This window comes from Sulfurimonas sp. (assembly GCF_023229025.1).
Taxonomy (GTDB): Bacteria; Campylobacterota; Campylobacteria; order Campylobacterales; family Sulfurimonadaceae; genus Sulfurimonas.
In genome coordinates this window covers 1-12,522 of record NZ_JALOAA010000047.1, presented here as the reverse complement: position 1 = coordinate 12,522, position 12,522 = coordinate 1, and the positions used below count along the sequence as shown (strand labels likewise).

Annotated in this window: 12 protein-coding genes; 6 read left to right on the top strand and 6 right to left on the bottom strand. The window is 35.8% G+C overall.

The genetic code is table 11. From position 1 onward, the window contains the following. Both fliS and fliD read right to left on the bottom strand, forming a co-directional pair. On the bottom strand, positions 1-255 hold a 255-nt coding region (gene fliS / locus M0Q20_RS09820; protein WP_295061308.1), incomplete at its 3' end, for a flagellar export chaperone FliS. A 96-nt stretch (positions 256-351) separates the two neighbouring features. Beyond that, complete coding sequence (fliD, locus tag M0Q20_RS09815; RefSeq protein WP_295061305.1) at positions 352-1,719, bottom strand: flagellar filament capping protein FliD; 1,368 nt, start codon at positions 1,717-1,719, stop codon at positions 352-354. Between the two features lie 108 nt (positions 1,720-1,827). Between fliD and M0Q20_RS09810 the strand changes: the two genes are divergently transcribed. Genes M0Q20_RS09810 through neuC form a run of 5 tightly spaced genes read left to right on the top strand, consistent with a single transcriptional unit; the run spans position 1,828 to position 6,923 of the window. Beyond that, positions 1,828-3,066 (top strand): UDP-N-acetylglucosamine 4,6-dehydratase, encoded by a 1,239-nt coding sequence (locus tag M0Q20_RS09810; RefSeq protein WP_295061302.1) that lies wholly within the window; start codon positions 1,828-1,830, stop codon positions 3,064-3,066. Continuing rightward, the gene (locus M0Q20_RS09805; RefSeq protein ID WP_295061299.1) at positions 3,063-4,205 is read left to right on the top strand and encodes a LegC family aminotransferase; all 1,143 of its coding nucleotides are present in this window, start codon (positions 3,063-3,065) and stop codon (positions 4,203-4,205) included. The genes M0Q20_RS09810 and M0Q20_RS09805 overlap by 4 nt, the downstream gene beginning before the upstream one ends. Next, positions 4,202-4,780 carry an acetyltransferase gene (locus M0Q20_RS09800; protein ID WP_295061296.1) on the top strand — a complete coding sequence of 193 codons (579 nt, stop codon included), beginning with the start codon at positions 4,202-4,204 and terminating at the stop codon, positions 4,778-4,780. The genes M0Q20_RS09805 and M0Q20_RS09800 overlap by 4 nt, the downstream gene beginning before the upstream one ends. After that, complete coding sequence (neuB, locus tag M0Q20_RS09795) at positions 4,777-5,778, top strand: N-acetylneuraminate synthase (RefSeq protein WP_295061293.1); 1,002 nt, start codon at positions 4,777-4,779, stop codon at positions 5,776-5,778. Before M0Q20_RS09800 ends, neuB begins: the two co-directional genes overlap by 4 nt. After that, positions 5,775-6,923 (top strand): UDP-N-acetylglucosamine 2-epimerase, encoded by a 1,149-nt coding sequence (gene neuC / locus M0Q20_RS09790; RefSeq protein WP_295061290.1) that lies wholly within the window; start codon positions 5,775-5,777, stop codon positions 6,921-6,923. The genes neuB and neuC overlap by 4 nt, the downstream gene beginning before the upstream one ends. 8 nt (positions 6,924-6,931) lie before the next feature. On the opposite strand, the gene M0Q20_RS09785 is transcribed toward neuC, so the two are convergent. From M0Q20_RS09785 to M0Q20_RS09770, 4 genes are read right to left on the bottom strand one after another with little or no spacing between them, the layout of a single operon-like run. Next, complete coding sequence (locus tag M0Q20_RS09785; RefSeq protein ID WP_295061287.1) at positions 6,932-7,960, bottom strand: radical SAM/SPASM domain-containing protein; 1,029 nt, start codon at positions 7,958-7,960, stop codon at positions 6,932-6,934. 3 nt (positions 7,961-7,963) lie between these two features. Beyond that, entirely contained in the window at positions 7,964-8,662 is a 699-nt protein-coding gene (locus M0Q20_RS09780) for an acylneuraminate cytidylyltransferase family protein (RefSeq protein ID WP_295061284.1), read from the bottom strand. Then, on the bottom strand, positions 8,662-9,501 hold the full coding sequence (locus tag M0Q20_RS09775; protein ID WP_295061282.1) for a radical SAM/SPASM domain-containing protein: 840 nt from the start codon (positions 9,499-9,501) through the stop codon (positions 8,662-8,664). The genes M0Q20_RS09780 and M0Q20_RS09775 overlap by 1 nt, the downstream gene beginning before the upstream one ends. A gap of 5 nt (positions 9,502-9,506) precedes the next feature. Then, a complete protein-coding gene (locus M0Q20_RS09770) occupies positions 9,507-10,562 on the bottom strand; it encodes a nucleotidyltransferase family protein (protein WP_295061279.1) in 1,056 nt (351 codons plus the stop codon). 75 nt (positions 10,563-10,637) lie between these two features. On the opposite strand from M0Q20_RS09770, the gene M0Q20_RS09765 reads away from it, so the two are divergent. Beyond that, on the top strand, positions 10,638-12,522 hold a 1,885-nt coding region (locus M0Q20_RS09765), incomplete at its 3' end, for a 6-hydroxymethylpterin diphosphokinase MptE-like protein (RefSeq protein ID WP_295061276.1).

Genomic DNA, 12,522 nt, shown 5'->3' with positions numbered 1-12,522 from the left:
ATAGCTATATAACCCCTCTAAATATTTTGCCACACGACCATGATTATAATCTAGAGTAGCTATTAGTTCTGAAATAATAGCAACAGAGCGGTTTATCCAATAAACTCTCTTTTCAATATCTCCATCATTCATAGCCTTTTTAGCTTGAGCATTAAAACGAAGTACCCCTTCATACAACATCTCAATTAGCTTGGCAGGAGATTCTATCCCTACGTTATTTTGTGCATAAATATTATGAGCTACATTACCATACATATCAAATCCTTTTTCGCTGAGTAAACCCTCTTAGTCTCTTTCTATATCCTTATACATCGACATTTACAATACTTTCTTTAATGTTTTTATACAGAATTAGTTATTATTATTTTCTGATTCTATCATTTGTGTAAACATTGATGATGTATTGTTTAATTTTGCTATCATCGCATCATAAGCAGCATACTGTTTTTTTAGTATCTCATATCTTGCATCAAGCCTTTCTGTTGTTGTAACCTTTCTCTCTTCTAAAGCTTTTATGGACTCTGAAATAAAATCTTTATATTGATCGAGCGTTGCGTTATAATTTGCATATGCACCCACAATAGTTGACATTTCACCAAATATTCCGGTTACTTCAGTAGTGCTCATATCTGCATTTGTAAATGTGCCGCCTGAAAAAAATGCTTCAACATTTGATGAGTCCTCATCCATTTTTGCATTTAAAACAGTTTTGTCTATGCTCATCCTTCCATCTTCATCTAAATCAAAACCAAAGTCAGACATAGTACCTACGCCCCCGCCTACTTCATTAAACATATTTTCAATATCGCGTTTCATGCTTTTAATGGTACTCTCGCTAGAGAAAATTCCTCTCTCCTTGCTATCAGTACTTGATTTTGTCATTCTATTTAACTCTGATATTGCAGCATTGTACTTTTCAACAAAACTATCTATTTTCTCAAAGATGTTATCACGGTTTTGAGAGATACTTACAGTAGATGAACCGACCTCTTTGAGTGTTATATCAAGACCTGTAACTAAATCTGTTATATTATTGCTTGAACGGGTAATTGCTTGACCGTTAAAAGTAAACTCTGCATCAATAGCCGTCTGAACTGCAGTAAGCCCTGTTGTAAGACGAGTATCTTTTAGATTGCCGGTAGTATCCGTCATAGTTATATCTTGAGCGGTTCCGGTATCTACCGAACTTACAAATAGACGAAAGTCCGTGTCACTCACTTGTACTATCGTAGCATTTGCTTTATCGCCTGCCGTAGAATTTATAAGATTTTTCAAATCTTCAAGCGTTGTTGTAGCATCGTATGCTATAGCAAAATCCTGACCGTCTATATTTAAATTCATACTTCCGGCACCAGACGCTATTGTCTCTGTTTTTGAAGTAAAAGAACCTGATTGCTCTATCTGCTTTGTAGCTAATTTTGTTACATCTAGTGTAAAATCTTGAAGATCGCTATTAGCAGCAGCACTCACTTCAACAGAAGTCCCAGTAACTGTAGATGCACGCTCATCGTATAGGAGAGGTGTTTTTAAGGCGTCTATGCTATCAATAAGGTTAGTCATATTGGCATCTATAAGATCTAAAGCATTCTTCTTATCATTTTCGCTTGCCAACTCTAAATCTATAGGCTGAATAAATTTAGCATCATCAGCCTCTCTTAGCTGATCTAATACATCCTGTGTCAAGATACTTGAACCGACACCAAGTGAAGAAACACCCATGATAAATCCTTTTTATATAATTTTTTCATTATATTATATTCATTATACCTATATCGGTCAATAAATTTAATAATTTAATAAAATAGATAAAAATGTGTGGCACGCATATTGCTATTACTTTATGATAAAATCTACATTAAAAAACCAAAGAGAGTTGCTTTGAGTATATTAAATCTTATCGGTCGCGAAAAAGAGCTCTTTAGAGATGATATAAAAAAACATGAAAAAGAGCTTTCGCAAATCATCTCATCTTCCTCATTTCTTGTTATCGGCGGTGCCGGTTCTATCGGACAAGCAGTTACTAAGGAGATATTTAAACGTAATCCAAAAAAGTTGCATGTAGTAGATATTTCTGAGAATAACATGGTCGAACTTGTACGCGACATAAGAAGCTCTTTTGGTTATATTAAGGGTGAATTTGCCACATTTGCTCTTGATATAGGAAGTGTTGAGTATGACGCTTTTATAAAATATGATGGAAGATATGACTATGTGCTAAACCTCTCTGCACTCAAACATGTTAGAAGTGAAAAAGACCCTTTTACTCTTATGAGGATGATTGATGTAAATATCTTCAATACAGATAAGACCTTACAACAAGCAATCAACAATAAAGCCAAAAAATATTTCTGTGTAAGTACAGATAAAGCCGCAAATCCTGTTAACATGATGGGTGCAAGTAAACGAATCATGGAGATGTTTTTAATGAGAAAATCGTTACAAATCAACATCTCAACCGCAAGGTTTGCAAATGTAGCCTTTAGCGACGGCTCGCTTCTTCATAGTTTTAACCAAAGAGTCCAAAAAAAACAACCAATTGTCGCTCCAAATGACATTAAAAGATACTTTCTAACACCGCAAGAGAGTGGTGAACTCTGTATCATGAGCTGTATATTTGGAGAAAATAGAGATATATTCTTTCCCAAGCTAAACGAAAATCTGCACCTAATCTCTTTTGCAGACATTGCAGTAAAATACTTAAATAGTTTAGGATACGAGCCATACTTATGCAAGGATGAAGATGAGGCAAGAGAGTTGGCAAAAACTTTACCCGAAGAAGGAAAATATCCTTGCCTCTTTACCTCTAGTGACACAACAGGTGAGAAAGATTTTGAGGAGTTTTTTACAGATAAAGAGACTTTGGATATGCAAAAGTTTGAAAATTTTGGCATTATAAAAAATGAACCGATTTTTGATGAAGAGAAATTAAAGAGTTTTGAAAAAACTATAAAAGAGCATAAAAATAGTTTATCATGGACAAAAGAGGAGATTGTAAAAGAGTTTTTTAAACTTATTCCCGATTTTGAACATAAAGAGACCGGCAGATATCTAGATGGAAAAATGTGATGCAAAAAATAGTAGATTTTATCAAAAAACTATACGGCTCAAGCGATTTTATAGCTCTTCATGAACCAAGATTTGCAGGTAGGGAAAAAGAGTTTCTTATTGAGTGCATAGACTCTACATTTGTCTCAAGCGTAGGTAAATATGTCGATACTTTTGAGAGAGAGTTTGCAAAAAAAGTAGGCTCTAAATACGCAATAGCAACCGTAAACGGGACTTCCGCACTTCACATCTCGCTAATACTCGCGGGCGTAAAAAGCGGTGATGAAGTCATAACCCAGCCACTGACATTTATAGCCACATGTAATGCCATAAGCTACTGCGGCGCAAAACCTCTTTTTGTTGATGTAGATTTAGATACTATGGGGATGAGCGCAGAATCGTTGAGGGATTTTTTAGAGAAAAATTGTGAGATACTTGATCGTAAGTGCGTAAATAAAAGCACGAAAAAAACTATAACAGCGTGTGTGCCTATGCATACTTTTGGACACCCTTGCAAAATAGAGGCGATAAAAGAGATTTGTGATAAGTGGAATATCACTTTAGTTGAAGATGCGGCTGAGAGTTTAGGGAGTTACTACAAAAAAAGACACACCGGAACTTTTGGCAAAATGGGGGCTTTTAGTTTTAACGGAAACAAGATTATCACTTCAGGCGGTGGTGGAGTAATCGTTACAGACGATGAATCTCTTGCCAAAAAAGCAAAGCATCTTACTACTACGGCAAAAATTCCACATCCATACGAATATGTGCATGACGAGATAGGGTATAACTACCGTATGCCAAACATCAATGCCGCTCTTTTGGTCGCACAACTAGAACAACTTGATGCCTTCTTGAGTAACAAAAAAGAGACTGCTCAGATATATAAAGATTTTTTTGCTAATATAGAGAGTATGGAGTTTTTAGCCGAGCCGCAAGACTCGGTCTCAAACTATTGGCTTCACTCTATTATGCTAAAAGATAAAGAGCAAAGAGATAAGTTTTTAGAGTTTACAAATAAAAACGGTGTAATGACAAGACCTATTTGGCGGCTTATGAATGAGTTAGAGATGTTTAAAGATTGCCAAAGCAGCTCTTTGGATAATGCCAAATATCTTAGTCAAAGAGTAGTAAATATCCCAAGTTCGGTAAGATTATGAAAAAAGAGAAGATAGTTTTAATAGGTGGTGGCGGACACTGCAAATCACTCATAGATATAATAGAACTTCAAGACAGATATGAGATAATCGGTATAGTCGATAAAAAAGAGCGCCTTGCACAGAGGGTTTTGGGTTATGAGATTATCGGCTGTGATGATGATTTGCAAGCTATCTTTAAAGAGTGCAAAAACGCTTTAATCGCGATTGGACATACAAAATCAAATGAGATTAGAGTGAAATATTTTGAAAAACTAAAAGCTATCGGATATGCTCTGCCCTCTATTATCTCGCCTCTTGCTTATGCCTCCAAACACTCTACGCTAGGAGAGGGAAGTGTTGTTATGCACCACGCCCTAATCAATGCAGATGCAAAAGTAGGCAAAAACTGCATTGTAAACTCAAAAGCGCTAATTGAGCATGACGCAGTTGTAGAAGATAACTGCCATATAAGCACAGGTGCTATTATCAACGGCGGCGTACATGTAAAAGCAAATACATTTGTTGGAAGCAACGCTACATCCAAAGAGTATATACAAATAGATAAATTTATAAAAGCCGGGAGTGTGGCAAAATGAGAAAAGTTTTTATAATTGCAGAGGCGGGAGTAAATCACAACGGAAGCGTTGAGTTAGCCAAGCAACTTATAGATGCGGCAGTCAAGGCAGGAGCTGATGCAGTAAAGTTTCAAACATTTAAAGCTGAGAAACTTGTATCTAAAAATGCAAAAAAAGCCAAATATCAAAAAGAGAATATGAGCAATGAAGATGATTCACAGTTTAATATGCTCAAAAAATTAGAACTTGATTTAGATACTCATCATGAGCTAATCTCATACTGCACACAAAAAAATATCATGTTTTTATCCACCCCTTTTGACCATGAGAGCATAAAACTTTTAGATACTCTAGGCTTAGAGATTTTTAAAATTCCAAGCGGTGAGATAACAAATCTTCCATATTTAAGAGAGATTGGAAGATTGAACAAAAAAATCATCCTATCAACAGGTATGTCAGATATAGGTGAAATAGAAGAGGCTTTAGATATTTTAGAGAAAGCTGGAACGAAGAAGAAAAACATAACCGTCTTACATGCCAATACCCAGTACCCCACTCCAATGAGAGATGTAAACTTAAAAGCTATGGTAACTATAGGCAAAACTTTTGATGTTGCTTACGGGTACAGCGATCATACTTTAGGCATTGAAGTACCGATTGCAGCGGTAGCCATGGGGGCACATGTAATAGAGAAACATTTTACATTAGACAAAACTATGAAAGGACCAGACCATAAAGCTTCTTTAGAACCGGATGAACTTCAAGCCATGGTAAAGGCCATCCGAAATATTGAACTCGCACTAGGAAGTAGCGTTAAAAAACCAAGCAAGAGCGAGATACCGAATATACAAGTAGCTAGAAAATCTATAGTTGCATCACAAGATATAAAAAAGGGCGAGGTACTAGATGAAGCAAATATTACGACAAAAAGAGCCGGAAAAGGTATAAACCCAATGCGCTGGGATGAGATAGTAGGAAGCGTGGCCTTGAAAAACTATAAAGAGGACGAGCCGATATGAAAAAGGTATGTGTAGTAACCGGTACTAGAGCTGAATACGGTCTGCTCTATTGGCTGCTAAAAGAGATAAAAGCAGATAATGAGTTAAAACTTCAGATAATAGTCACAGGAATGCACTTAAGTCCGGAGTTCGGTCTGACATACAAGGAGATAGAAAAAGAGTTTAAAATAGATAAAAAAATAGAGATGCTTCTTTCTTCTGATACTTCTATAGGAATCTCAAAATCTATGGGTTTGGCTCAGATAAGCTTTGCGGAGGCTTACGATGAACTAAAACCGGATATAGCTATAGTTCTTGGGGACAGATACGAAATTTTTTCTGCGGCGAGTGCGGCTATGATAGCTCGTATTCCTATTGCACATCTTCATGGAGGAGAGACGACAGAAGGAGCATTTGATGAAGCCATAAGACACTCCATTACAAAGATGAGTCATCTTCACTTTACTGCTACTGATGAGTACAAAAACAGAGTTATACAACTAGGGGAAAATCCAAACAGAGTCTTTAATGTAGGTGCTATGGGTATAGAAAATATCAAAAGGCTTAAACTTCTGCCAAAAAGAGAACTTGAAAAAGCGATAGATTTCAAACTAAACAAAAAAAACGTCATAGTGACATTTCATCCGGTTACTCTAGAAAATTCTACTGCCAAAGAGCAGTTTAAAGAGCTTTTAGAAGCTTTTAATGAGCTAAAAGAGACAAATATAATCTTTACAAAAGCAAATAGCGACACCGACGGGCGTATAATCAACGAGATGATAGACGAATATGTGTCAAAAAACGACAATGCCGTAGCATTTGCCTCCATGGGAGCGCTCAGATACCTAAGTGCTCTGCGCTTTGTAGACGGCGTAGTCGGCAACAGTTCAAGCGGACTTCTTGAAGCCCCGAGCTTTAAAATAGGAACCATAAATATAGGCGACAGACAAAAAGGGCGCATAAAGGCAAGCAGTATAATCGACTGCGAGCCTACAAAAGAGGATATAAAAAGAGCTTTCAAAAAGCTCTACTCTAAAAGATTTCAGGAGAGACTGCCAAAGACTCAAAACCCTTACGACAACAGGTCCGCAAGTCAAAAGATAATAAAAGAGATCAAAAAAGCAGACCTAAATACTATTTTAAAAAAATCGTTTTATGACCTCTAAAAGTTTTTTTACTTATTTAAAAATGTCTTAGCATATACATCCGGTAAGAAGCACTTTCTGCACATTGCTATCTTGTCATAGTTGCCGCTTGCATGCAGATCTCTTATCTCTTTGTATTTAGGTGCATTCCAGATATCTATGAGTCTTTGTTCCTTCCAGTTTCCAACAATATACTCGTCATCGCCGTCAACACAGCAAACCGTAACATTACCGTTGCACTTTAAAAACATTCTTTGAAAAAGCTGTTCACATGAAAAGCCCTCTACTTTTTCATACTCATGCTTTTTATCGGGATGCCTTTCATTAAATATGCCATAACCAAGGGAGTCAACAAGCCCATCCCACATAACTTTCATAGCCTCAAACTGTTTTTGCCATATAGGGTCGTCATACATAACCATAGAGAGTCTTATATGAGTCTGCGGATAGAACTTATCGCGAAGTTTTATAAACTCATAGATATTGTCAATCACTTTCCCAATAGTAGTTCCTACGCGCTGCTGTTCGTAAAGCTTAGGGTTTACCGCATCAAAAGAGACGAACACTTTATCTATGCCTGCCTCAAGAAGTTGTGCCGAGAGTTCGGGAGTAAGCAAGACTGCATTTGTGTTAAACATAACATCAAGCACACCTTTTTTCTTTGCGTATTCAACCTGAAAAACAACATCCTTATGCAGAAGCGGCTCACCTAAATATTGCAGTTTTATAGCTTTTACTCCATGCTCTACCGCTTGATCTATTATATCCATATAAGCCTCTTTATCTATATAGCGGCTTTTTACCGTATGGTTCTCTTTGTCGGCATCTTTTATGGTTCTGGCACACATAGGGCATTTTAGATTACAAAGGTCGGTAGTCTCTATGTCAAGATTTAGCGGAAAATGAGAGACAAATCTCTCTTTGGGGTACTTTGCCCAGTTCTCTCTATACTCCTGATACTCCTCTCCCCTAAAACTCTCCCAATTCTTTGAGAAGACTATCTCGTTAGCATTGTAGTTAACCTCTTGCTCTTTTTTTTCAGTATGTAAGACCGACATTTTTTAATCCTTATGTTTTAGTATTGATTCTGCGGTGATAAAATCCAAAAACGTATCTATATCCACAGAGTGCTCTTGACTCATCAAGTATGCGTAAATATCTTTTTTAACAAAAAAAGTCTCATTTTCTAAAACAGAAGAGACCTTTGACATATAAAAAGCTCCGTTTATCCTATAGTAAGTAGGCAAATCTTGACTTCTTGAGTTATTATACTTATCGTCCAAAAAATTATCCATACTCAAACTCTCATCAAGAGTGTTACTCCAAAGCGGAGAGTGCTCCACTTCACATACGCCTATAACCGAGGTTGCCTCTTTTTCAAAAAACTTCTCTATTGCTCCATCTATATCCATCTCATCTCTAAGCGGAGATGTAGGCTGAAGAAGTATCACGCAGTCATAATTTTCATCTTTATAAAAATCAAGTGCATGGATGACGACATCTATGGAGCGAGTATCATCTGCTGCAAGCTCTTTAGGACGCATGAACGGAGTATTTGCACCAAAAGCTCTTGCAACCTCTATTATCTCCTGTGAATCACTGCTAAGTATTACGTTATCTATATATTTTGATTTTGTAGCCGCTTCTATGCTCCAAGCGATAAGAGGCTTCTCAAAAAGAGGCATAATATTTTTACGCGGAAGTCTTTTACTTCCTCCACGAGCGGGGATGATTGCTAATATTTTCTTATCTTTAAACATCACTCTCCTCCGTACAATAAACAGTTTTTACATAGATGATTATCCGGAAAAAGACTCTTTTGGTGCATCTCTCTTATCTCTAAAAACTCTTTTGAGTTGTAAACATCCATAAAGTCATTCTCCAAAAGAGAACCGAAATTCACAGCATCAAAGTAATCTTTACAGCATAGTCCAAGCGAGCCGTCGGAGTTAATGTAGAGTTCATTAAACGGAATAGAGCATTTTTTTGTCACTTTTTGCTCAGATGAAACCTTATTGAACTTTGGAGTATAGGTTATTGCATATACTGCCACATCATCGACAAGCTCAAAATCTTTGCCTATGAGCTCTTTAAAGCTCTCCACCAAACTCTCTTTATCTAAATCTATAACAGATGAGATTGTGACTTTTAAAGTTTTAAACCTCTCTCTTTTTAGTTTTAGCAGATTTTTAAAATTTTTTATAACCGTATCAAAATCATCTACTAAGTGCACGCTATGATAACTTTTTGCATCAACTGCATTTATAGAAAACTTTATACTATCAACTCCGGCTTCTAAAATCTCGATAGCTCTTTTTTCATCAAGCAAAGCGCCATTTGTACTAAAGTAGACATAAGGAATTTTAAAATCTTCTTTTGATGATTTTATAATACGAGCAAACTCTTTATTTACAAGCACTTCACCCTTTGCAGATAGTCCAAGTTCACTTATCTCAACATATTTGGCTACATTACGCATCACTTTATCAAAATCTTTTAAAGTGGTCTGCTCTTTTATAGTTCTAGGGTCAGAGTTTGAACAAAAAGTACACTTATGGTTGCAAAATGTACATATGTCAAAGTTGACTTTTTTTTTCATGCTAATTAATCTTCCTCAAATATATTGAAGTACTCATCTCTTGCTTGTTTGAGCTCATTTATCTGCCCTATATCAAGCCAATATTCATGCACGGGAAAAGAGATTGGACTCTTTTTACTCTCTATTAAATCTTCAAAGAGTGTCGGCATATCATAAAAATTATTATCAGGAATAATCTCTAATACAGTAGGGTTTAATATATAAATACCTGCATTTACATAAAACCTCTGCTTAGGCTTCTCTGCAATTGAAGAGATTTTTCCATCTTCTTGATTTACGACTCCGTATGGAACTTGATACTCATACTCTCGTACTGCCATAGTCGCAATTGAGTCATTTTCATGATGAAAATTTAAAAAATGTTCAAAGTTTACGTTTGTTAGCAGATCTCCGTTCATAACAAAAAAAGGCTCGTTTAACTTATCCCTCATAAGGCTTAAAGCACCCGCCGTTCCCATTCTTTTATCTTCGTACACATACTCTATATCTACACCGAACTTTGAGCCATCTCCAAAATAGTTTTTTACTACTTCTGCCTTGTAGTTAACACTCAGTATTATGTCCACAAAACCATAGTTCTTAAAGTTATTTATTATGGTCTCAAGAATAGGCTTGTTGCCTACTTTTAGCATCGGCTTTGGAGTATTCTCCGTCAGAGGTCTAAGTCTTGAGCCAAGTCCCCCTACCATAAGGACAACCTTATTTGTCTTTTTAGAGCGCTCCAAGAGAGCATCTATATCCTCTACGCCTACGACCCGTCCTTTTGAGTCTAAAACAGGAATATGGTAAATCTTTTTACCGAGAGTTTTTGCCAAAATCTGATCTTTTGAATCATTTACATGGCATACGATAGGATTTTTTTGAATTATTGACTCAACATGTGCATCAAATCCCATATCATTTAAAAGAGCGCGCCTTATGTCGCCATCTGTTAAAACACCAATGAGTCTATTATCATCTTCTACAACAACTGCTATCTTCATAGCACCCTTGTCGATAGCCTTCATGGCATCTTTAATAGTTGAACTCATGCTTAATTTAATATTATCTATCTTTTTCATTTAAAAACTTTTTTTTAGTCATTGTACCTAAATCGGTTAAAAACATATATACTGTAGTCCTTTAAGGTATGCTTTTTGCTTTTAGAAGATTATATTTTAGAGATAAGGGTATCCGTGCAAGATTTAAACATTGAACAGACCGCAATAGAGACCTACAGCCAGAATTTACTTTTTTTTCAAGCCACTCAACCTGATTTATTTAAAAAAATAGACTCCTTAACGCTTGCTATTGAAAAAGGATACTATGAAGAAAAATATTCGCTGGAGTATAAAAAGGACTATTTTGATGTCTTAGAGACACAAACGGGCAAATGGCTATATGGCAGAGATAGTAACGAGCATGCAAAATTATCTGCAAAAAGTATAGACTATAAAAAAACCGGAAATCTATATGAAACATTCTACAATGTAAGCATTTCCAAAGAGTTTGCCAAAGAGCTTGAAGAGATGGGAGTTGAAAAAAATAGTTACTCCGGTGCGGCAGCTCTTATAAGCTACTCCAACGAACATGCAAACAAAAATACTACGACTATGAAGAAACTATACAAGTTTGTCTTTTTTGGTACCGGTCTTGGTCTTCATATAACTCAGATTCATAAAAAACTCAACTCAAATATATATTTTATTATTGAAGATGATTTGGAACTCTTTAGGTTGTCTCTATTTGTTACAAACTACAAAGAGTTAAGTGATAACGGTGCTGAACTAGTTTTTTGTGTCTTTGACGAGGAGATGGAGTTTCAAAAAAAAGCGAATATATTTTTAGGAAAGCATTTTATCTATAACCATTACATAAAATTTTTTCATCTTCTGAGTCACTCAGATAAAAAATTAAAAGCACTCCAGAGTATTATTGTCGGGCAAAGCTATCTTACTTTTAACTACTCTGCCCTAACCATAAGCATACTACGACCTCTAATTCATCTTAAAAACGGCTATAGACTTCTTGATGTCTCATCTTCTTATAAAGATACCCTCTTTTCACAAAAGCCTGTTTTACTACTTGGTGCGGGTCCCTCTTTTCAAAAAAATATCGAGTGGCTACAAAAAAACCATCAAAATTTTATAATTGTTGCGGTAAGTGCTCTCTTCTCAAAGCTTGAAGAGTTAAACATAAAGCCAGACATCGTAACCCATGTTCACGGATTTAGTGATGCTCTTCCACATGTAAGAAAAGTAAAGGATATGTCATTTTTCGACAAGACTATATCTCTTTTTGGGGGCTTTAGTGAACCTGCTTTTTTAGAATATTTTAAAAAAGAGAATGTCTATATATTTGAAGGAAGCTCAAGGTATAAGCATGGTCACGGCGGTATGACATCTTCAAATATTGGGTCTCTCTCATATGCCCTGTTGCTATCTCTATACACAAAAGATTTATATCTTCTTGGATTGGATTTTGCACTAGATCAAGAGACCGGACAAACGCACTCAAGCAACCATGAGTATGTCAAAAACATGAAGATGGAAGAGAATGAAGAGATAGGCGGAGAGCTTGTTTATAAAACTAGTATACTAAAGACAAAAGGAAACTTTAAAGATGAAGTTTTTAGTACTCTTCTAATGGATGGATGGAAAAATGAATGCAACGCTCTATCTAAGTTTTACAGAAAAGAGTATAACGAAAATGTTTATAATCTCAGTGATGGTGCTTTTATAAATGATACCATTGCAATAAGACCTGACGATGATAAAATATCAGCTTTAACGGCTATGGATAAAGATAAAGTATATAAAAATTTAAAATCTCTCTTTGATTCTAAATCAGAAAATTTTCTTAATGAACAAGAGCTAAAAGATATAGAGTCCAGAATTGCCTACTGCGACCATCTAATAGATACGATAAATATTCATATAAAAAGAAACCATCAAAGCCTGCATGAATACCATTATAATCTTTTGGGTGTTTTTCAAGAACTTCTTTCTGAAGACGAACATCCAAATACTTCTGATCTAAACT

Excerpts from the sequence above, each read along its gene's own strand:
- fliD (WP_295061305.1), bottom strand. The coding sequence starts at position 1,719 with ATGGGTGTTTCTTCACTTGGTGTCGGTTCAAGTATCTTGACACAGGAT.
- M0Q20_RS09800 (WP_295061296.1), top strand. The coding sequence starts at position 4,202 with ATGAAAAAAGAGAAGATAGTTTTAATAGGTGGTGGCGGACACTGCAAA.
- neuB (WP_295061293.1), top strand. The coding sequence starts at position 4,777 with ATGAGAAAAGTTTTTATAATTGCAGAGGCGGGAGTAAATCACAACGGA.
- neuC (WP_295061290.1), top strand. The coding sequence starts at position 5,775 with ATGAAAAAGGTATGTGTAGTAACCGGTACTAGAGCTGAATACGGTCTG.
- M0Q20_RS09785 (WP_295061287.1), bottom strand. The coding sequence starts at position 7,960 with ATGTCGGTCTTACATACTGAAAAAAAAGAGCAAGAGGTTAACTACAAT.
- M0Q20_RS09780 (WP_295061284.1), bottom strand. The coding sequence starts at position 8,662 with ATGTTTAAAGATAAGAAAATATTAGCAATCATCCCCGCTCGTGGAGGA.
- M0Q20_RS09775 (WP_295061282.1), bottom strand. The coding sequence starts at position 9,501 with ATGAAAAAAAAAGTCAACTTTGACATATGTACATTTTGCAACCATAAG.
- M0Q20_RS09770 (WP_295061279.1), bottom strand. The coding sequence starts at position 10,562 with ATGAAAAAGATAGATAATATTAAATTAAGCATGAGTTCAACTATTAAA.